Origin of the sequence: Enterococcus sp. DIV2384 (assembly GCF_050534975.1) — a bacterium.
Lineage (GTDB): Bacteria > Bacillota > Bacilli > Lactobacillales > Enterococcaceae > Enterococcus > Enterococcus faecalis.
The window spans coordinates 1,333,017-1,352,313 of the sequence record NZ_CP172905.1 but is presented as its reverse complement, the minus strand read 5'-3'; the positions used below and the strand labels follow the sequence as shown (position 1 = coordinate 1,352,313).

The following is a 19,297-nucleotide window of genomic DNA, read 5'->3' as shown; positions in this document are numbered from 1 at the left end:
TTTCACTAATTTTCCACGTTGTTTCTAATATAGCATAAAAAAGGATATTTTAAAATGCTTTCCTTATTCGTTCAGGAATTTTTCGATGGCGTCAGCATTTTTTTGTTCATCTACTTCTAAAATACTGCCTGCATAAGAGGATTCACCAAAATTCCAAGAATCTGGTACCGGAACCGATAATGACTCAACCCCTGCTTTTCCTTTAATCAACAATGATGGTCCATTCGTTAACATGAAACTAACAGGCACATCTGTCGACATATAGCCGACTAATTTCCCAAGTGATTCTGGGGTTCTTAATAAAGTCATTGGGTTTTTCATTTGGCTCATTACAGCTGACATAACTTGTTGTTGGCGACGAACCCGACCAAAGTCGCCTTCTTCATCCATCCTAAAGCGAGCGTATTGAAGTAAGACATGTCCATCCATGACCTGTTGCCCTTTTTCAATATCAACACCATCTAAATTCAGTGATTTTTCTGCATCGATTTTGACACCTTTTGGAAACATAGAGTCAACAATTTTTTCAAATGATTGGAAATCTACCTTAGCATAATATTTCGTATCTAAATTAAAGTTTTGTTTTAACGTTTCACGAACCAATTCAGCACCGCCATAAGCGTATGCGGCATTAATTTTATTCGGCCCGACACCAGGAATGTCCACGAATGTATCACGCATAAATGAAATTAATTTCGGTTTTTTTGATGGTCCATTTAGTTGGAGAACCATTATTGTGTCGGCTCGTCCAGCATCTTCCCCACGTGTATCGCTGCCAAGAATTAAAATATTCTTAGCCCCGTTGCTACTTTTGACACCATTAAATGTTTCTACTTTTTCTTGAGGCAACGAGTCATCATGTTCTGCTGCAGATTTTCCTTTTAAAAACATGACTGTACTATAGGCAAATAACAGAATCAATAGGATCACTAGCCATTTGAAAAAGCGTTTTGTTTTTGATTTTTTACGTTTCTTTTTTGGTTTCTTGTCTTTTTTTCCGCGGGGTGGTTGGTCAGAACCGTTGCCACCACCTGAATCTGTTTGATGTCGCCTCTCACTTCTGCGACTGTCCTCAGTATAGCTGTCTTCGTAAACTGGCTCTTGAAGGCTTTCAGCTAGTTCTTCTGGTTCTTCTTCTCTATGTTCACCCATTGATTTTCGGGGATTAAAGGTCTTTTTATGCTCTGCTGGTCTCGATTTTTCATGAATATGTTTATAACGATCTACACGACTCATCGTGTCACTCCTTTACCTCTGTGTTTTATCACCTTTCTTAGGATACCTCATTTCACAGGAAATTCCTATTACAAATATGTAATTTAATAAAAAATGAAACTCACTTTATCTAATAAGTAAGCTTCATTTTCATTTTTAACTCTTTAAAGTGTGGACAAAACATAGATCGGGTAATCCCCTAAAATTTTTATTTCTGCACCAATGAGTTCCAGTTCTGTTAAGGCTGCTTCAATTAATTTTTCTGGTTGATCTTTCACTAAGTCCATTAAAAAGAAGTACTCTCCTAGCTTTGTTTTCAACGGCCGCGATTCTATTTTGCTAAGATTAATCCCTCGCCAACTAAACACGCTTAATGCTTTGTGTAAAGAGCCAGGAACATTACTTGGCATCGTAATCGCCAGTGTTATTTTTTTCTCAGATAGCGGGAAAGAAATCGCTAAATTTTCAGAACCAAGAACCCAAAATCGGGTTTGATTTACCGATAAATCTTGTATATTTTTTTCAACAATGGTCAAATCATACATTTCCGCAGAAAGTTTTGGTGCAATAGCTGCAAAAGGTAATTCTGGATGTTCTGCAATGTATTTGGCGGCGTAAGCTGTTGAAGGTGTTGCTTCTAAAATCGCTTCTGGAAAGTTTTTCTCTAGAAACATCTGCGATTGAGCTAATGCTTGCGGATGTGATAAAATTTTCTGACTTTGTTGCCAGATCGCTTGATTCTCTTTTGCCACCATTAATTGTTGTTGAATCGGTAAAACTAACTCTGCTTGGACAGGTAACTGCGCTTGATGATACAAATAATCTATCGATGCGTTAACAGTTCCTTCAATCGTGTTTTCTATTGGGATAATGCTCCATGCCACTTCTTGCTGTTCAATTGCTTTCAAGCAAGCTGGAATCGATGCGTACGGCATCAACGTAGCTTCAGGAAAAGCAGCCAACGTTGCACTGTACGTAAAGGAACCAATCGGACCTAAATAACCAACTTTCATCGTTTCTCTACTCCTTTAATTGTTGCAGAATTTCATTGATAATTTCTTCTGGCGAGCGATTGGTCGTATCAATTGTCATCTTCGCACATTCTTCATAAAAATTTTTACGAGACTCAAACAAAGTAATGATTTCTTTTGAAGAACGTTCTATAGCTAAGGGCCGTTGGTTTTCAGTATCTTCTGTGATTCTTTTTAACAGCTCTTCTGGTGTCGCATGTAAATAAATCACTTGCTGAAAAGATTTTAATAAGCTACGATTTTCTGGTCCGACAACAATTCCGCCCCCAGTTGAAAGGACGGCTGTATTTTTTGACAGCTCCTTTAAAAGTTGGGTTTCCTGTTCTCGGAAAGCTGCTTCACCATATTTTTCGAAATAGTCAGGAATTGAGCGTCCTATTTTTTCAATTAACGCTGTATCTAAATCAAGATGAGGCATCTTCAGTTTATTGGCCAAACTTTGGCCGATAGTTGTTTTACCCGCACCCATGAAACCAATTAAAACAATGCTTTCCATGGTTCGTTATCCTCCTTCGTTAACAACTTAAACGTTCTAAGTCGTCAAAAAATGCTGGATAAGAAACTGAAACTGCTTCAGCCTTATCTAATTCAACAGTGCCTTCTTTTACAAGTAATGCAGCAATTTGTAACATCATCCCGATACGATGATCCCCATAACTGGTAACTCTTCCACCATGTAAAGAAGTTGGTCCATGTATAATTAAGCCATCATCAGTAGGCGTGATGTCGGCGCCTAAAATTGTTAATTCTTTCGCTACTGCATCAATCCGATTGGTTTCTTTGACTTTCAATTCTTCTGCATCTCGAATGATTGTCGTGCCAGTAGCCTGAGTAGCTAACAAAGCAATAATCGGTAACTCATCAATTAAACGTGGGATAATAGCGCCACCAATCTCTGTAGCTGTTAATTGACTCGTTTTTACAAGTAAATCGCCAGAATGATTGGCCTCATCTTCATTTAAAATAGTGACGGAACCGCCCATGTTTTTAATCACATCTAAAATACCTGTCCGCGTTTGATTTAAGCCAACATTTTTCAGAAGTATCTCGCTATCTGGGACTACTAAACCCGCAACTAAAAAGAAAGCTGCAGAAGAGATATCACCAGGAACTACCACATTTTGACCTGTTAATTGTTGCGGTCCAGTTAACATAATTTTTTTACCGTCTACTTCAAGTGTCCCACCAAATTGTCGAATCATCTCTTCTGTATGATCACGTGTCTTTTCTTTCTCAACCACTACAGAAGTGCCCTCGGCTTGCAAAGCGGCGAATAAAATAGCCGATTTAACTTGAGCACTTGCAACAGGCATTGTGTAGTCAATCGGTTGCAAATTTTGAGTCCCGCGAATAGAAATTGGCGGAAACTCCGTTTGCTGAACCCCTTGACATTCCGCTCCCATTTGGTTTAAAGGAAGCATTACACGATTCATTGGTCGTTTGGCAATAGACGCATCACCAGCTAGGCGCGTTTCAAAGGGACAGCCAGCTAAAATGCCCAGCATCAGACGAATTGTTGTCCCTGAATTTCCAACATCAATTGTATTCTTCGCCTTTTTTAAGCCTGCAAATCCTCGCCCCTCAACGGTGATTGTCGTCCCGTCATCTTCAATGTTCACACCTAAAGAACGAAACGCCGCTAAGGTACTTAAACAATCTTCGCCTCTTAGAAAATTTGTAATCGTCGTTTTTCCAGAAGAAATCGCTCCAAACATAATACTTCTATGGGAAATCGATTTGTCGCTAGGAACCATCAGAGTCCCTTGTAAATGCTTCACATTTGTACGTAGTTGCACCCTCATCACCTCTTATTTTTCGTAACACGTATAGTTCGTTTTTTTAGATAAAATTTGTTTTGCAGCTTGGCAGTCTGGTTGATTTTTAAAAGACAATTGAAGAATCCCATAGATTTCTTCTCTCGTTTCTAAAATTTTAATATTTGTAAGAGAAAGGTCCGCTTCGCCTAAAATTTGCGTAATTTCAGCAATGATTCCTGGTTGATCTGGTACATCAACAAACAGATCATAGAAAGCTGGGATTGCGCCTTCTTTATGAATAGGCAATTGAGCACGTGTTTCTTTGGCCTTATCAAAAAAATTACGAATAGCTGGGGCATTTTTTTCTGTTAACCATTGGCAAACAGTAGTCATCTCTTTTTGCCAATTTTCTAGTAAGTCCAATAATACTAAGCGATTGCTTAATAAAATATCCGTCCACATCGTTGCATCAGAGGAAGCAATTCGAGTAATATCTCTGAATCCTCCAGCCGCTAGCTGCTGCGCTCTAGGGTAAGTGGTATTCAGTTGCTGACTTTCGTTCACTAACGCTGCGGCAACAATATGTGGCAAGTGACTTAGAGCACCAGTAATTTCATCATGTTCCTGTGCAGGCATCGTAATAAACTTCGCATGCGTTCCTTTTAGTAACGTTTGTAACTCCTGAATCTGTTTGTTTTTTTCGCCATGGTCATCGGTAAAAATATAGTAGGCATTTTCAAACAAACGTTCATCAGCGGCTGTTACGCCGGATTTATGTGAACCAGCCATTGGATGACCACCAATAAAATTTTTCATGTTAAGCTTTGTTGCTAACTGATTAATTTCCACCTTGGTACTACCCACATCTGTGATCAGAGCAGTTTCTAGTGATAATTGGTTTAATTCTTCTAGTTGTACTAAAGTTGCTTTAACTGGGGAACAAAGAAAAATAATCTCTGCTCGTCTTGCCCCACTTGTTAAAGATTCAGCTATCTCATCAATTAGACCCGTTTTCTTAGCAAATTCAGTTGCCTCCGCTTGATTATCGAAACCGATAATCTCACTGTTTGGATGCCCTTTTTTGATACACAAAGCCAGTGAACTCCCGATTAGCCCTAATCCTACGATTAAAATACGTTTCTTCATTTTTTCCCTCCATATACTTGCGACTTTCTTCCATTAAAAGTTTTGAGTATATAGACGATAACGTTTCACTGCTTCTTTCATTTGTTCAAATGAGTCACTATCAAATTTTTCGAGCATAGCCTTTGCTACTTCCGTTGCAACAACGGCTTCACAAACAACGCTAGCGGCCGGTACCGCCGTGCTATCAGAGCGCTCAACACTGGCCTTATAAGGCTCTTTTGTATCAATATTCACGCTTTGTAATGGTTTATAAAGGGTTGGAATAGGTTTCATGACACCACGAACGATGATTGGCATTCCGTTGGTCATTCCTCCTTCAAAACCGCCTAAATTGTTGGAAGTTCTGGTATAACCAGTACTTTCGTCCCAAACAATCTCGTCCATCACTTGACTACCAGGGCGTTGTGCCATTTCAAATCCAATGCCAAACTCAGCACCTTTAAAAGCGTTGATGCTTACAACTGCTTGCGCAATTTTGGCATCTAGTTTACGATCCCATTGGACATAGCTACCTAAGCCAGCTGGAACGCCACCCACAAGTACTTCTACTACCCCACCAATTGTATCGCCATTTTTCTTGGTTTGGTCAATTAGTTCTTTCATTTTTTCTTCTACGGAAGGATCTAATACGCGAACGGCAGATTGTTCAGATCGTTCTTGAATTTCACGAATCGTTAAATTTTCAGGGATCGTAGCTTCAATCCCACCTAATACCGCGACATGCCCAGCGACTTGGATATCCAGTTCAGCTAAGAGTTTTTTAGCAACCGCACCAATCGCCACACGCATCGTTGTTTCTCGTGCCGAAGACCGTTCTAAAACATTCCGTAAATCATCATGTTGATATTTCATGCCACCGACTAAATCAGCATGTCCTGGACGTGGTTTGCTGACGCGGCGGATTTTCTTTTGTTTTTCAGGAACTGGCTCTACTGACATCACGGAGGTCCAATTTTTCCAGTCTTTGTTTTCGACAATCAACGTTACTGGTGAGCCAAGTGTTTTACCATGCCGAATACCCGAAGTAATACGTACTTGGTCTTTTTCAATTTTCATCCGTCCCCCACGACCGTAACCGCCTTGACGTCTTGCTAATTCTCGGTTAATCTCTTCGCTACTTAAAGGCAAGCCGGCTGGTAAGCCTTCAATAATAGCAGTTAATTCAGGTCCATGTGATTCGCCTGCTGTAATAAAGCGCATCTTAAATTCCTCCTTCTCTGTTTAAAAATGCTCGAATTTCTTCCGTTGGTAAAGAGACAATTTTCGCTTGACCAATTTTTTCTAAGACAATGATTTTAATCTGTCCCCCACGTGTTTTTTTATCATGTGTAATTGCTTGATAGAGACGTTCTTCTGGCCAACAATCTGTCGTTACTGGTAAATCGAACTTTTCTAGCATGGTGACTAACTCTTGGGTAGTCCCAAGTGGGGAAAGCCCTTGTTGTTCTGCGACTTGAGTTATTTGAATCATTCCTAAAGAAACGCCTTCACCGTGAGCAATCACCCCGTAACCAGCTGTATTTTCTAATGCGTGGCCGATCGTATGCCCAAAATTCAGAATCAAACGTAAACCCAAATCTAATTCATCTTCTTCGACGACATCACGTTTAATCTTGCAACAGGCCGTGATAATTTCTTCTGCATGTGCCACTAAATCTTGTTCATTTTCCAAAGAGGATAAACGGTGCCACAATTCAACATCAGCGATAGCTGCTGATTTTACAATTTCTGCAATTCCTTCACGCACACGTCTAGGTTCTAATGTTTTAAGTGTATTAGGATCAATTAAAACCCCATCTGGTTGGGCAAAAGTACCGACAAGATTTTTGGCTTTTTTAGTGTTAACCGCTGTTTTACCTCCAATGCTACTATCTACTTGTGCCAGTAAGGTTGTTGGTACTTGCAAAAAGTGAATACCGCGCATATAGGTTGAAGCGACAAATCCAGCTAGATCTCCCACAACGCCTCCACCTAAAGCAATTAGACCATCACTTCGAGTCAATTGCTGTTCCGCTAAAAAATCATAAAGAAGCTGAGCTGTTTCGAGGCTCTTACTTTGTTCACCTGCCGCTACAGCAATCAATGATGTTTCAAAACCAGCAGCTTGCAATTCTTTCTCAACAGCTGCGCCATATAATTTATTCACCGTTTCATCGGTAATAATCGCTACCCGTTGTGGCTGCCACAGGCTACGTACCCAGGTGCCAATTTTATCTAAGGCACCTGTTTCGATGGTTAAATCATATGAATGTGTAGGTAACGTTACGGTTAATTTCATGTCCTCTACTCCTCTGTCTTTACTAATCTTCTAAAGCATTAATTTCTTTCATTGCTTTTTCGATGATATGAACTTCTTTCATCATACGTAGGTAAGTTTTTTCATTCAAGGATTGTGGCCCATCTGACCACGCATTCGCTGGATCTGGATGAATTTCTACAATCAAGCCGTCCGCACCTGAAGCAACACCTGCTCGGGCCATTGGCGGTACTAAATCCCAGATACCAACACCATGACTCGGATCAACAATAATTGGAAAATGACTTAATTTTTTAATTAAAGGCACCGCACTTAAATCAAGTGTATTGCGCGTAGCGGTTTCGTACGTACGAATCCCACGTTCAATGAAGATCACATTGAAATTTCCTTGCGCAGCAATGTATTCAGCTGCGTTTAGCCATTCATCAATCGTACCAGCAATCCCGCGTTTTAAGCCAATAGGTTTTCCAGTTTTACCAACCGCTTGTAATAACTTGAAATTTTGCATGTTGCGCGCACCGATTTGTAAAATGTCACTGTATTTTGCGACAAGTTCTAAATTCGCTTCATCCATCACTTCTGTAATGACTTGCATATCTAATTCATCAGCCGCTTGGCGAATGTATTTTAGTCCTTCTTCTTCTAGTCCTTGGAAAGCGTATGGCGACGTTCTAGGTTTGAATGCACCACCTCGTAAAATTGTTGCACCTCCAGCTTTAGCAATTCGCGCACATTCGCGAATCTGATCTAAGCTTTCGATTGAACAAGGGCCCGCCATCATGGTCATACTGCCGTCACCGATTTTAACACCGTTCACATCAACCACTGTATTCTCTGGATGAAATAAACGACTCGTTAGTTTGTAAGACAACGAAATGCGGACACTTTTCTCCACGCCTTCTAATGCTGTTAACTCTGCTTCAACTAATTTTTCTGTATCACCAATCAAGCCTATCACTGTTTTTCCATTATCTTGACTTGTTTGAGTAGTTAAGCCTGCACCTGTTACTAAATCAATGACTTGTTTCATTTGCTTTTCGGTTGCATTTTCTTTCATAATTACGATCATTATATTCTCTCCTCATGCCTTTAAACGGCGCTCTTTTTATCTATTTTCAATTTTACGTTTTACGACTGATACAGGCATTTTTTGTCCTGTCCATTGTTCAAAAGCAGCAGCGCCTTGATAAAGTAGCATGTCCAAGCCGTTGCTTGTTTCTGCACCACGTAAACGGGCTTCTTTTAATAACTGTGTTTCTCTGGGATTATAAATAGCATCATACACAAATAACTTCGGTTGAATCATTGCATAATTTTCTATAGGACTACTATGCGCATGTGGATGCATACCCACACTCGTTGCATTAACTAACAAGACGCTTTCAGCAACATCTTTTGCTAGTTTTTCAGTATCCGCTAAATCGTTTAAATGAATTACACAGTTGGTTCGTTCAGTGAAATTTGCCAGTTTTTTTTGACTGTCGTTAAAGCCCGCGCTTTTCCTGTTGTAAACGGCGATTTCTTTCACGCCATCTAAAGCAGCTTGGGCAATGATTGATAAGGCTGCACCACCTGTTCCTAAGATGGTCATTTTATTCTGAAAAACGTCAACCTTTTTCTCTTTCAAACTCCACATAAAACCAGTACCATCCGTGCTGTCTCCGTAAAGTTTTCCATCTTTGTTGACAATCGTATTAATTGCGCCAACCAGTTGAGCGGTAGGACTTAGTTCATCCATATAACTTACAGCCGCCACTTTATTGGGCATTGATAAGTTGGCCCCTAACATGTGAAACGTTCGAATCGCTTCAATTGCTTGTGGCAATGTCTCTTGTCCAACGTCAAACGCCAGATACCGAGCATCAACTCCTAAATTTTGAAATGCTGTATTATGAATCAACGGTGAAATACTGTGTTGGCTGGGTTTCGCGAATAGCCCAGCTAAACGAGTGGCTCCAGTTATTTCTTTCATCCTGTGTGCTCCTTTACGAAATTTTTTTAGTAAGTTTCTGAAATCCTAATTTTTGGCCAAACAAAAAGGATATTCACAGTAAATTTTAAGAAAAATCTACAGTGAATACCCTACAAAAAAGCAATATAAAAGCCACTATAGATTTTCTTAAATCTACATGGCTGAAAGTCATCTTAAATTTCCCTAGCCATTATAGATACAAACGTTTGTTGTCTGTACCCATAATGTTATGAATACAAACCTATCTAAAATAGCTAAAGTAAAAGTTATTCAGTTGTGTATGGTTTTTCTTCGTTGTTGTCATAAGAATCACTCCAAAACTGATTTAATTAAGAATTGTTAACAGTATACCGCTAGAAAAAACATGTGTCAACACTTATTCGCTTATTTTTTCGACTATTCCATTAAAACCAATGTTATTTTATTCGTCAAAAGACTGAAAAAAGCCACAGGAACCAGTCATTTCACTGATTCCTGTGGAGCAAAAATTATTTTAATTCTTCAGCGTATACATCATCAACTGTTTGTGTTGGGTCGATAACAATGTATAAGTTTTTAGTTTTTTCGCTGACTTTTGTAGATTGATAGATGTTATCCAAGCCCTCATCTGTTTTATCTTTGTAAGGGAAATAAACTAAATCTGGTGTGCCATTTTTGTAAAGAATTTCCATACGTTCGATATCTTCATATTTTAAAGCACGAGAGAACATCCCTAATTCTAAGCCACCTAAGTTAATATCGTGGGTTTGAACATGATCTCCTTCTTGGAAAATTTCAATTTTGAACCCTTCACATGGATGAATTTCAACAAATTCACTACCATGGATACGGCCAAAACTTGTTGTAATATGTTTGATCCATAAATCACCAATAAAACGACGATCAATCGTCCAAGTTTCACCATTTCTGAAATAAAATTTAAGTCCTGTCATTTCTCTAGCCATAGCACAAATCTCCTTACTTAAAAATAATTTCTTACATTATTAGTTTACCATACTTTTGATAAACGGTCACAAACTTTCGCTGTAGATTCTTAATCTTTTGTTATTCTTTTTAAAAAAGAATCAATCTCAACTACTGCACGTTGGTGAGAACCTTTGGCAATTTGTCGTTCTCCTTCATAAGCAACAAATTCATAGCGTATTTTGTGTGCAGTCTGTTCAATGCTGGTCATCGTAACAACGATTGTCGCCCCTACCGCGGATGGAAATAAGTGGCGCAATTCTAACACCGTTCCGACAGTTGTTTCCCCAACTGATAATTGGTCCTTCACAGCTTCTTTGGCTGTTTGTTCAATCATGGCAGCTAAAGCAGGGGTTCCTAAAACTTCTAAGTCACCAGAACCGAGCATTTTAGCCGTTTGTGATTCTTTCACCAAGAATTCTTTTGTAAACATTTCTGTTGGCATTATGCTTTCTCTCCTTTTGAACGTTGTTTTTTGGCAAACGAAAGCAGAACTTCTTGTTTATTCTCTAAGCTACCTTCAACAACGTGTTGCTCGATTTCAGCAATCAGTTCCCCTAACCATTTGCCTGGTGTTTCTTCTAAGACGGCTAAAAGGTCTTTTCCTGTTATGGCCAATTCATGTCTTTGATGGATGGGTAATGCCTTAACTAACTCTTTTGTTACTTGTACTTGACTCTCTTGTTGGTAATAATATAAAAGCCTTTCAACAAGTACTGCTGATTCTTCGCCTAATTCATAAAGCATCATTGGCTGCCAGTCGTTACTCAAGCGAAAACGCAAACCGCGTACTAATTGTGAAACGTTTTGGATTAATTGATTTGAAAGTTTCCAAGCCTTTAAGAAGGAGCGAATTTCTGCTTCTGGTAAATTCAACGATTGGATAAGTAACGTCCACGCTTCTGCTTCTGTTTCAATTTGACGAGCAGGCAAGTCCATTAAACGAAAAAGTCCAGCCCCTTGTTCTCGTAATTTTGGACAGTATTGATAGCATTCTGTTTCAATAAACGGAGCTAAGCCACCTTGTCGATTAACCCCTAAAAGCATTTTTACAAATTCAATTGTAATGCGTTCTACTGAAATTTTTTCCAATAAAGGATGAAATTCAGCGATAGCGGCTAAGGTTTTTTCTTCAATTTTAAAATCTAATTGGCTAGCAAAGCGTAAGCCCCGCATCATTCGCAGAGCATCTTCATGAAACCGCTCATGGGGATTACCGACTGCACGAATGGTTTGATTAGTTAAATCTTCGATACCATCAAATAAATCAATGATTTCACCTGTGCTGTCGAGCGCCAAGGCATTAATCGTAAAATCTCGCCGTTTTAAATCTTCTTTCAAGGAGCGAACAAAGGTGACTTCATCTGGTCGGCGAAAGTCTTGATAAGTTGACTCGGTACGAAAGGTTGTTACTTCATACTGTTGGTCTTCCATCAATACAAGGACTGTGCCATGTTCGATGCCCACATCAACGGTTCGTTTAAAAATTTGCTTGATTTCTTCTGGATAGGCACTTGTCGCAATATCGACATCATGGATTGGTTTATTTAATAAAGCATCACGGACGCTGCCCCCGACAAAATACGCTTCAAAGCCCTGTGCATTGATTTCACGAATAACGGGAGCGGCTTCTTTAAATTCGTTTGGAATAGTTGTCAATTTCATAGCATCTGTTCCAATCCGTAAAGTAGTTCTGTTCTCTGTACCACTTGCCGACAAGCTAACGCTACTCCTGTCATGAATGAACGCCGATCATAAGAATCATGCCGAATAGTGAGCCCTTCACCTACACTGCCAAATTGGACTTGTTGGTGTGCCACTAAACCAGGTAAGCGGACACTATGGATTCGCAGACCCTCGAAATCAGCCCCGCGTGCCCCTGGTATTGATTCTACCTCTTGCGGATTCCCTTGTTTTTTTGCTGGCCGAACTTCTTGAATCATTTCTGCAGTTTTTATAGCCGTTCCGCTCGGTGCATCCAATTTGTTATCATGATGTAATTCAATGATTTCCACATCTGGAAAATACTGCGCCGCTTTTTGGGCAAATTGCATCATTAAAACTGCCCCAATTGCAAAATTTGGCGCAATCAAGCCGCCGATGGCTTTTTCTCGAGATAGGTTTGTCAATTCGTTGATTTGTTCCTCCGTAAAGCCTGTCGTCCCAACAACAGGCGCCATACCGTGTTCCAACGCAAAACGCGTATTTGGATAGGCGGCTTCAGGAACCGTAAAATCAATCCAAACATCTGGTTTGACAGCTAGGACTTCTTCTAAGCGCTGAAAAACGGGAATTGCTGTTTCATCATTGAAAGAAACAGTTTCTTGTGCTTCATGAGGATCATACACACCTACTAATTCAAAGTCTGCGGTTTCTAAGACCATTTGTGTAGCAGTACTGCCCATCCGTCCTTTAAACCCAGCGACAATTATTTTAATCATGTGTTTTCCCATCCTTTCTTTCAAAGCGATAGCGATCCCGCTTGTTAAATTTGGCCATATTTTCTTCAAAAACTTCGGTTAAATCAATCTCTAAAGAATTTGCCATGCTAATCAATACAAAAAAGACATCTCCAAGTTCCTCTGATACTGTCTTTGGTTTTTCGTCTGCTTTTTTCTGTTTTTCACCATAATAATGATTGACTTCACGGGCTAATTCTCCGACCTCTTCCGTCAAACGAGCCATTTGTCCTAATGGTGAAAAATAGCCTGTTTTAAACTGTTGAATATAATCATCAACTTCTGTTTGCATCGATTGCAAACTACGTTGTTCTGATTCTGACATTTTACCCCAACCTTTCTTACTCTACCTCCTACATCTTATCAAAAACTTGGCTATCTGGAAAGGTTCTACTTGTTGTTTTATATAGAGAATGATACAGTTTATACTGTAAAAGGACGTGATTAAATGGAAGAACAAAGATTTTATTTTAAAGATGTGTTATTTATTGTATTAGGAAGCTGTATCTATGCCTTTGGTTTGGTTACTTTCAATATTGCCAATGACCTGGCCGAAGGTGGTGTCACGGGGATTACTTTGATTTTAAGAGCCTTATTTCATTTTAACCCAGCATATACGACATTATTAATCAATATTCCGCTCTTATTAATTGGTGGTAAAATTTTAGGCAAACGTTCCCTCTATTATACGCTAATTGGTACCGTGTCGTTATCGGTATTTTTGTGGTTTTGGCAAAAATTTCCTGTTGAAATTAATTTAGATCATGATTTATTGATTGCTGCTCTCTTAGCTGGTTTGGCCGCAGGATTCGGGAGTGGCCTTGTTTACCGCGTAGGCGGAACCACTGGTGGGACCGACGTCATTGCCCGCATTTTCGAAAAATACTTTGGGATTAGCATGGGCCGCTCGTTGTTACTTTTTGATGTTGCAGTCTTACTCCTCTCGTTGACCTATATTGATGTCAAACGAATGATGTATACTTTAATTGTGTCCTTTGTTTTCAGTCGTGTTGTTGATTCTGTACTCGATGGAGCCTATGCTGCGAAAGGAATTTTAATTGTTTCCAATCATTCCGAAGAAATCGGTCAAAGTTTAATGGCTTCTTTAGAACGTGGGGTAACATATTTAAATGGTGAAGGTGCTTATTCACAAGTGGAAAAACGGGTTCTCTACACGGTAGTCAGCCCTCGAGAAATAATGGAAGTCAAACGGATTGCTAATGAAATAGATGAAAAAGCCTTTGTGTCCATCATTAACGTACATGAAGCAATTGGCGAAGGCTTTACTTATGCAAAACCCAGCAAACAACGGCGCTTTAAATTAAAACAATAAATAAAACCCAGCATTTATTGAAAATGCTGGGTTTTATTTATTGTTGTTTCAAACGATTTAATTCATCGGATAATTCTAAAAACGCTTCTTTGTTGCCTGTTTCTAAAGCATCATCAATTTGAGCTTTAAGTAATGCCATTCGCTGCGTTTGTTCTTCTTGCTTAAAATATTGATCAATCGCTCTGGCAACTTCCTGATCCACTTGTTCATTCCATGGCGCAAACGGATTGTCTTCTAAAACAGATAAATACTGGCTCGTTTGCCAAGCCTCTGGAAATACACATTCTAAATAAAGAGCTTTCCGCCAATTCATTCGAATCTCATGAAAAATTTGTTCCGGATCTGTAAATTCTTGTGCTTGGATAAAAAGCAATAACGGCTCCTTACCTAAACCATCTGCTACCACGCGGATCCCTCGATCAGTCTTCTCTACGTTCTCAACAAAATGAACATTATTTAAAATCGCATCATGCGTTAATAAGTAATTTAAAATCCACAGTACTTCTCTTCTTCCAAAAGGCACGGTATTCACTAACCAAGTTAAAAATTTTTTCTTTTCTGATAAACTAACAAACATCGTCGTTTCCTATCTTTCTTCCATATCTGCTAGCACAGATTGCATGTCGACATCACCAGGTTCATGTTCCAAATAATGGTGCAACAAGTGTTTTGCTTTTTCAAGTTCGCCTTCTTCTCGTAAGAACAATGCGTATTCTTTTAGAAATTCTGGTTCGTGAGACAATTCTTGCGCTGCTTGTTCATAATGAACTTTAGCGACGGCAAAGTTTTCTAATTCGTTGTACGCTTTTGCTAAATTCCATTCAGCATAAGGATGATCCGTTTCCTCTAAATCATTTAAGATAGTAATTACTTCCTCAAAACGCTCTTCCGTGATGTAGAGATTACTTAAGGTCAAACGACTTTCATCTGTTTTCTCACCTAATTCCAAAGCTTTTAACAACCAATTTTCAGCACCAGCAATATCGTGTAAGCGATAGGCATTTTCAGAGGCAAATTGGTATAACTCTACTTGGAAGGGGTTTTCCGCAATTCCTTCTTCGATCACCGCTTTTGCTTCCTCTAATTGCTCTTCTTCTTGGAGCGCTTCCGCTAAATATAGATAAAGTGATTGATAATGTGGGTTTAGTGTTTTTAATTGCTGGAACAACGTAATGGCTTTTTGATTCTCATGTAACTGTAAATAAGTGAAAGCTAACTGGAATAAACGATCGTCTGTTTGTTCTTCTTTGACCGCGGCTTCCAAATAAGGAACTGCTTCTTCAAAATCACCTAACATGCTGTAACTACTTCCTAAGCGTTCATTCAAGGAAATAGCAGAGATTTGTGCTGTCCCGCTTTCTACAATGCTTTGATAACGAGTAATAGCCTCGACAAATTGACCATTTGTAAAGTATAGTTCTCCCAAAGCAAATTGAATTAACGGCTCTTCTGGCATAAGATTAGCCGCTTCTTTTAATTTCGCTTCACTGACTTCTGGAATCCCTAAAACTTGGTACAAATCCGCAGTAACTAAGAGACTTTGAACATAACTGTCACTAGTTTCTGGAATTTTTTCTAAATAGATGAATGCGTCATCTATTTCATTATTTTCAATGGCGATTTCTGCTAATGGAATGTTTAAGCCATCTGCATCGGGAAATTGTTCCAACAATTGTTGGAAAATTTGTTTGGCTTCTTCTAGAAAACCTAAAGATAATAACGTTTCCCCTAAATCAGCTAAGGTATTTTCATCATCTTTCTTTAATGCTTCTTCAAACATTAACTGTGCTTCTGCTAAATTTTCAGCTTGTAATGCTTGAACCATTTTTTCACTGTATGACATAATTTCCCCTCAAATCTCTTTTAAAATTTCTTGGTATCTTTCAATCGTTGTTAACAGTTGATCGGGCGTTGGCTTTAAAGCTGCTCCTAGTTGACCGATTTTTTCCAACACCATAGGAGGACCTAGTGTTTCTGTGTGAAGCAAAACTTGTTCTGCGTAATCAGCACTTAAAATTTCTTTTGGAAACGCCACCGGAAAACCTAAGCGAATAAACCAAACGATAAAATTTTTAAATTGAAAGTCAAAGTGATTGACTTGCTGGCTCCATAAAACTTGTAACAATAATCCCAATAATCGTTTCATGGGGCCTGATAACAAATGGCCATTTTCGGTTGTAGCAAAGGCCGCTTCAAAAACTCGGCCAAATTGATCCACTTTTTCCCCTGCTTGTTCATACAAAGATAACAACTCGTCTAAAATACCATTAAATGACGTTTGATTCAACCGTTTTTTATCTGGATACGTTTGGTATAGCATTTGTAAATAAGCATAATCACAGACAAGACCCGCTCGAATAAAAACGAGCAAATCAATTAAAGGAGCGGCACCTTTTTTATTGGTCAAGGTACTATCAAACAAAATTTCTTCTGAATGATTTTCTATATGCATAGTTGCATGCTGTGCTTGCTGAATTGTGACACTTGGTAAAAGTCCTTGCCGTAACGCTTGAACAGACACAGGCATCAGCCAACATTTGGAGGAACACTTACTTACTTGGTGCAAAAATGCGGTTAATTGTAGTACCCCTTCATTACCCAAACCAATCAATAAAACATCCTGATTTTCTGGCCAATCAGCTAAGAAACGTAACACACTTTCTAATTCTGATAAGTCATTGCAATGAACATCATTGCGACAAATATACCAGTTTAATCCCAACTGTTCCCCAAAGGCATAATTAATCTTCTCCGAAAAAAGATCATAGTAACGCTGATTCGCCAAAACAACGATTGACTCCGTCGTTACTGGTCGTTTTTTTAGGACGGAAGCAAATGTTTCTCCATAAATAATAGCGACCTTGTTTTCCCCTCTAGAATAGTTGTATTTCATTGATTCACCACCTTAAGACTGTTTCCTCTTCCTTCACCCCAAGTCTAGCATAACCACTAAAAAACAGCTACTGGCAACAACTTATTTTTGTCCTTCATTCATAAATCTTTCTCTTTTTATCAAAAAAGCAAGGAGCGAGTGTCGAACCGTTCCCGCTTGATTCTCGGAGCGAAGCACGTTTTTCTCACCCAAGGTTCGTTACAATTTAGCCTTTTAGCGTGCTGTTTCGACCACCTCTTAAAATAACATTTTTTATGTATGATTCAAAAAAGAACCCTTGGAAACCAAGGGTTCTAATTGTCTGTCTTATTTCACTGCATCTTTCAATGCTTTACCTGGTTTGAATGCAGGTACTTTGCTTGCAGCGATTTGAATTTCTTGTCCAGTTTGTGGGTTACGTCCTTTACGAGCTGCGCGTTCGCGAACTTCAAAGTTACCAAAACCGATTAATTGAACTTTTTCACCTTTAGCAAGAGTTTCTTGAATTGTTGAAAAGACAGCGTCTACTGCTGCAGTAGCATCTTTTTTAGTTAAACCAGTTGAAGATGCAACGTTTTCGATTAATTCTGCTTTATTTGCCATGGATCATTTCACCTCCTCTATAAGAGATACGATGTTTTTACACACCTAAAGTTCCGTCTATTTTTGAGTGGTCCAAAAACAGACAGCAAATATTGATCTGGTTCAATATTCTGTTAACAAGATAGCATAAGAAAGTTGTAATAGCAAGGTTTTTAGTGTATTTTAACCAGTTTTTTCAAAAAATAATCATTTTTTCTCAAAGTTGATAAATTTATTTGAATATCTAAAAAAAGTATGGTAGAATGCACTATTTTCGGCGTCGCGGAATGATTTTAATCGGTGTACCCTCAAACGTAAATGCTTTTCTGATTTGATTTTCTAAAAACCGGGCATAAGAAAAGTGCATTAGTTCTTCTTCGTTGACAAAAATAACAAATGTAGGTGGTTTGACTGCCACTTGTGTTGCATAAAAAATCTTCAAACGTTTTCCTTTATCGGTTGGTGTCGGATTAATTGCTACAGCATCCATTACAACGTCATTTAACAACGCTGAAGGAATCCGTAAGTTTTGATTCATACTTACTGTTTCAATTAGTTCAGGCAGTTTATTTAAACGTTGTTTGGTTAATGCAGACACAAAAATAATAGGTGCATAATCTAAATATTGGAATTCATCACGAATTTCCGCTTCAAAATCACGCATTGTATTTGTATCTTTTTTGACTGTATCCCATTTGTTGACCACGATAATAATACCACGACCTGCTTCATGGGCATAGCCCGCCACACGCTTGTCTTGCTCACGAATACCTTCTTCTGCATTCAAGACCATTAAAACAATGTCTGAGCGTTCAATGGCCCGCATTGCGCGCATGACGCTATATTTTTCAGTTGATTCGTATACTTTCCCACGTTTACGCATACCAGCAGTATCAATCATTAAGAACTTTTGACCTTCTTCAGATTCAAAATACGTATCGATTGCGTCTCGCGTTGTTCCTTCAATATCTGAAACAATCACACGATCTTCACCAAGAATAGCATTAATCAATGATGATTTACCGACATTTGGACGCCCGATTAAACTAAATTTAATTGTATCTTCGTCCTCTTCTTCTGAAGTGTTAGGAAAATGTTTAACTGCTTCGTCTAACACATCGCCAATGCCTAAACCATGACTACCAGAAACTGGGAAAGGATCCCCTAGTCCTAAAGCATAAAATTCATAAATATCATTACGCATTTCAGGATTGTCAACTTTATTAACAGCTAAGATCACTGGTTTATTACTACGATATAAAATTTTTGCTACTAACTCATCTGCATCAGTAATTCCTTCACGGCCACTAGCAACAAAGATAATCACATCTGCTTCATCAATCGCAATTTCTGCTTGGTGTTTGATTTGATCCATAAATGGTTCGTCACCTAAATCAATCCCACCTGTATCAATAATACTAAATTCACGCCCTAACCATTCTCCAGTTGTATAAATACGGTCGCGTGTTACGCCAGGAGTATCTTCTACAATCGAGATACGCACACCGGCAATGCGGTTAAAAATAGTCGATTTACCGACATTCGGTCTACCGACAATCGCAATAGTTGGATTTGCCATTTGATTCCCTCCTTGAGAATTTCAATCCTTACTAGTTTACCTAATCAAACCTTAAAGTGCAAGAAAAGTTTTAGTTTCTGCTGATTTTCTAACCAATTCAAGAAAAAATGAGTTTGACACAGCCGATCTGT

At 38.8% G+C, this 19,297-nt stretch carries 20 protein-coding genes; 1 reads left to right on the top strand and 19 read right to left on the bottom strand.

Annotation, left to right across the window (positions count from 1 at the left end):
* Positions 1-63: 63 nt before the first annotated feature.
* The 14 genes from IGK54_RS06620 to IGK54_RS06555 all read right to left on the bottom strand — a co-directional run bounded on the left by IGK54_RS06620 (position 64) and on the right by IGK54_RS06555 (position 13,125).
* Positions 64-1,236, bottom strand: a complete 1,173-nt coding sequence (locus IGK54_RS06620) for an LCP family protein (protein ID WP_002365661.1) — start codon at positions 1,234-1,236, stop codon at positions 64-66.
* Between the two features lie 143 nt (positions 1,237-1,379).
* A complete protein-coding gene (gene pheA, locus IGK54_RS06615; protein ID WP_010708183.1) occupies positions 1,380-2,228 on the bottom strand; it encodes a prephenate dehydratase in 849 nt (282 codons plus the stop codon).
* 7 nt (positions 2,229-2,235) lie between these two features.
* Positions 2,236-2,742, bottom strand: a complete 507-nt coding sequence (locus IGK54_RS06610; RefSeq protein ID WP_002357579.1) for a shikimate kinase — start codon at positions 2,740-2,742, stop codon at positions 2,236-2,238.
* A gap of 19 nt (positions 2,743-2,761) precedes the next feature.
* Positions 2,762-4,048, bottom strand: coding sequence for a 3-phosphoshikimate 1-carboxyvinyltransferase (gene aroA / locus IGK54_RS06605; RefSeq protein WP_002379447.1), 1,287 nt, complete (start codon positions 4,046-4,048; stop codon positions 2,762-2,764).
* Positions 4,049-4,054: 6 nt separating this feature from the next.
* The gene (locus tag IGK54_RS06600) at positions 4,055-5,149 is read right to left on the bottom strand and encodes a prephenate dehydrogenase (protein ID WP_002382322.1); all 1,095 of its coding nucleotides are present in this window, start codon (positions 5,147-5,149) and stop codon (positions 4,055-4,057) included.
* A 33-nt stretch (positions 5,150-5,182) separates the two neighbouring features.
* A complete protein-coding gene (aroC, locus tag IGK54_RS06595) occupies positions 5,183-6,349 on the bottom strand; it encodes a chorismate synthase (RefSeq protein WP_002357582.1) in 1,167 nt (388 codons plus the stop codon).
* 1 nt (position 6,350) lies between these two features.
* A complete protein-coding gene (gene aroB / locus IGK54_RS06590; RefSeq protein WP_010777636.1) occupies positions 6,351-7,427 on the bottom strand; it encodes a 3-dehydroquinate synthase in 1,077 nt (358 codons plus the stop codon).
* A gap of 22 nt (positions 7,428-7,449) precedes the next feature.
* On the bottom strand, positions 7,450-8,475 hold the full coding sequence (gene aroF / locus IGK54_RS06585) for a 3-deoxy-7-phosphoheptulonate synthase (protein ID WP_002363948.1): 1,026 nt from the start codon (positions 8,473-8,475) through the stop codon (positions 7,450-7,452).
* Between the two features lie 36 nt (positions 8,476-8,511).
* Positions 8,512-9,378, bottom strand: a complete 867-nt coding sequence (gene aroE, locus IGK54_RS06580) for a shikimate dehydrogenase (RefSeq protein ID WP_002369402.1) — start codon at positions 9,376-9,378, stop codon at positions 8,512-8,514.
* A 488-nt stretch (positions 9,379-9,866) separates the two neighbouring features.
* On the bottom strand, positions 9,867-10,322 hold the full coding sequence (locus IGK54_RS06575) for a hypothetical protein (protein ID WP_002357586.1): 456 nt from the start codon (positions 10,320-10,322) through the stop codon (positions 9,867-9,869).
* Positions 10,323-10,411: 89 nt separating this feature from the next.
* A complete protein-coding gene (locus IGK54_RS06570; RefSeq protein WP_002357588.1) occupies positions 10,412-10,786 on the bottom strand; it encodes a thioesterase family protein in 375 nt (124 codons plus the stop codon).
* Positions 10,786-12,006: a CCA tRNA nucleotidyltransferase gene (locus tag IGK54_RS06565; protein ID WP_002365655.1), complete on the bottom strand. Its 1,221-nt coding sequence runs from the start codon at positions 12,004-12,006 to the stop codon at positions 10,786-10,788. Before IGK54_RS06565 ends, IGK54_RS06570 begins: the two co-directional genes overlap by 1 nt.
* Entirely contained in the window at positions 12,003-12,782 is a 780-nt protein-coding gene (dapB, locus tag IGK54_RS06560) for a 4-hydroxy-tetrahydrodipicolinate reductase (protein WP_002357591.1), read from the bottom strand. Before dapB ends, IGK54_RS06565 begins: the two co-directional genes overlap by 4 nt.
* Positions 12,775-13,125 carry a nucleotide pyrophosphohydrolase gene (locus IGK54_RS06555; protein ID WP_002363944.1) on the bottom strand — a complete coding sequence of 117 codons (351 nt, stop codon included), beginning with the start codon at positions 13,123-13,125 and terminating at the stop codon, positions 12,775-12,777. The genes dapB and IGK54_RS06555 overlap by 8 nt, the downstream gene beginning before the upstream one ends.
* 123 nt (positions 13,126-13,248) lie before the next feature.
* Here IGK54_RS06555 and IGK54_RS06550 point away from each other — a divergent pair, with 123 nt between their 5' ends.
* Positions 13,249-14,133 (top strand): YitT family protein, encoded by an 885-nt coding sequence (locus IGK54_RS06550; protein ID WP_002357595.1) that lies wholly within the window; start codon positions 13,249-13,251, stop codon positions 14,131-14,133.
* 37 nt (positions 14,134-14,170) lie between these two features.
* On the opposite strand, the gene IGK54_RS06545 is transcribed toward IGK54_RS06550, so the two are convergent.
* From IGK54_RS06545 to der, 5 genes are all read right to left on the bottom strand, one after another.
* Positions 14,171-14,710 carry a ReoY family proteolytic degradation factor gene (locus IGK54_RS06545; protein ID WP_002360333.1) on the bottom strand — a complete coding sequence of 180 codons (540 nt, stop codon included), beginning with the start codon at positions 14,708-14,710 and terminating at the stop codon, positions 14,171-14,173.
* A 9-nt stretch (positions 14,711-14,719) separates the two neighbouring features.
* Positions 14,720-15,976: a tetratricopeptide repeat protein gene (locus IGK54_RS06540; protein WP_002365653.1), complete on the bottom strand. Its 1,257-nt coding sequence runs from the start codon at positions 15,974-15,976 to the stop codon at positions 14,720-14,722.
* Between the two features lie 9 nt (positions 15,977-15,985).
* Positions 15,986-17,026 (bottom strand): hypothetical protein, encoded by a 1,041-nt coding sequence (locus tag IGK54_RS06535; protein ID WP_430603338.1) that lies wholly within the window; start codon positions 17,024-17,026, stop codon positions 15,986-15,988.
* Between the two features lie 306 nt (positions 17,027-17,332).
* On the bottom strand, positions 17,333-17,608 hold the full coding sequence (locus IGK54_RS06530; RefSeq protein WP_002357604.1) for an HU family DNA-binding protein: 276 nt from the start codon (positions 17,606-17,608) through the stop codon (positions 17,333-17,335).
* Positions 17,609-17,855: 247 nt separating this feature from the next.
* On the bottom strand, positions 17,856-19,166 hold the full coding sequence (gene der / locus IGK54_RS06525; protein WP_002379441.1) for a ribosome biogenesis GTPase Der: 1,311 nt from the start codon (positions 19,164-19,166) through the stop codon (positions 17,856-17,858).
* Positions 19,167-19,297 lie beyond the last annotated feature (131 nt).

What these genes read in the sequence shown, in the direction of transcription:
- IGK54_RS06620 (WP_002365661.1), bottom strand. Translation starts at nt 1,236, where the DNA reads ATGAGTCGTGTAGATCGTTATAAACATATTCATGAAAAATCGAGACCA.
- pheA (WP_010708183.1), bottom strand. Translation starts at nt 2,228, where the DNA reads ATGAAAGTTGGTTATTTAGGTCCGATTGGTTCCTTTACGTACAGTGCA.
- IGK54_RS06610 (WP_002357579.1), bottom strand. Translation starts at nt 2,742, where the DNA reads ATGGAAAGCATTGTTTTAATTGGTTTCATGGGTGCGGGTAAAACAACT.
- aroA (WP_002379447.1), bottom strand. Translation starts at nt 4,048, where the DNA reads ATGAGGGTGCAACTACGTACAAATGTGAAGCATTTACAAGGGACTCTG.
- IGK54_RS06600 (WP_002382322.1), bottom strand. Translation starts at nt 5,149, where the DNA reads ATGAAGAAACGTATTTTAATCGTAGGATTAGGGCTAATCGGGAGTTCA.
- aroC (WP_002357582.1), bottom strand. Translation starts at nt 6,349, where the DNA reads ATGCGCTTTATTACAGCAGGCGAATCACATGGACCTGAATTAACTGCT.
- aroB (WP_010777636.1), bottom strand. Translation starts at nt 7,427, where the DNA reads ATGAAATTAACCGTAACGTTACCTACACATTCATATGATTTAACCATC.
- aroF (WP_002363948.1), bottom strand. Translation starts at nt 8,475, where the DNA reads ATGATCGTAATTATGAAAGAAAATGCAACCGAAAAGCAAATGAAACAA.
- aroE (WP_002369402.1), bottom strand. Translation starts at nt 9,378, where the DNA reads ATGAAAGAAATAACTGGAGCCACTCGTTTAGCTGGGCTATTCGCGAAA.
- IGK54_RS06575 (WP_002357586.1), bottom strand. Translation starts at nt 10,322, where the DNA reads ATGGCTAGAGAAATGACAGGACTTAAATTTTATTTCAGAAATGGTGAA.
- IGK54_RS06570 (WP_002357588.1), bottom strand. Translation starts at nt 10,786, where the DNA reads ATGCCAACAGAAATGTTTACAAAAGAATTCTTGGTGAAAGAATCACAA.
- IGK54_RS06565 (WP_002365655.1), bottom strand. Translation starts at nt 12,006, where the DNA reads ATGAAATTGACAACTATTCCAAACGAATTTAAAGAAGCCGCTCCCGTT.
- dapB (WP_002357591.1), bottom strand. Translation starts at nt 12,782, where the DNA reads ATGATTAAAATAATTGTCGCTGGGTTTAAAGGACGGATGGGCAGTACT.
- IGK54_RS06555 (WP_002363944.1), bottom strand. Translation starts at nt 13,125, where the DNA reads ATGTCAGAATCAGAACAACGTAGTTTGCAATCGATGCAAACAGAAGTT.
- IGK54_RS06550 (WP_002357595.1), top strand. Translation starts at nt 13,249, where the DNA reads ATGGAAGAACAAAGATTTTATTTTAAAGATGTGTTATTTATTGTATTA.
- IGK54_RS06545 (WP_002360333.1), bottom strand. Translation starts at nt 14,710, where the DNA reads ATGTTTGTTAGTTTATCAGAAAAGAAAAAATTTTTAACTTGGTTAGTG.
- IGK54_RS06540 (WP_002365653.1), bottom strand. Translation starts at nt 15,976, where the DNA reads ATGTCATACAGTGAAAAAATGGTTCAAGCATTACAAGCTGAAAATTTA.
- IGK54_RS06535 (WP_430603338.1), bottom strand. Translation starts at nt 17,026, where the DNA reads ATGAAATACAACTATTCTAGAGGGGAAAACAAGGTCGCTATTATTTAT.
- IGK54_RS06530 (WP_002357604.1), bottom strand. Translation starts at nt 17,608, where the DNA reads ATGGCAAATAAAGCAGAATTAATCGAAAACGTTGCATCTTCAACTGGT.
- der (WP_002379441.1), bottom strand. Translation starts at nt 19,166, where the DNA reads ATGGCAAATCCAACTATTGCGATTGTCGGTAGACCGAATGTCGGTAAA.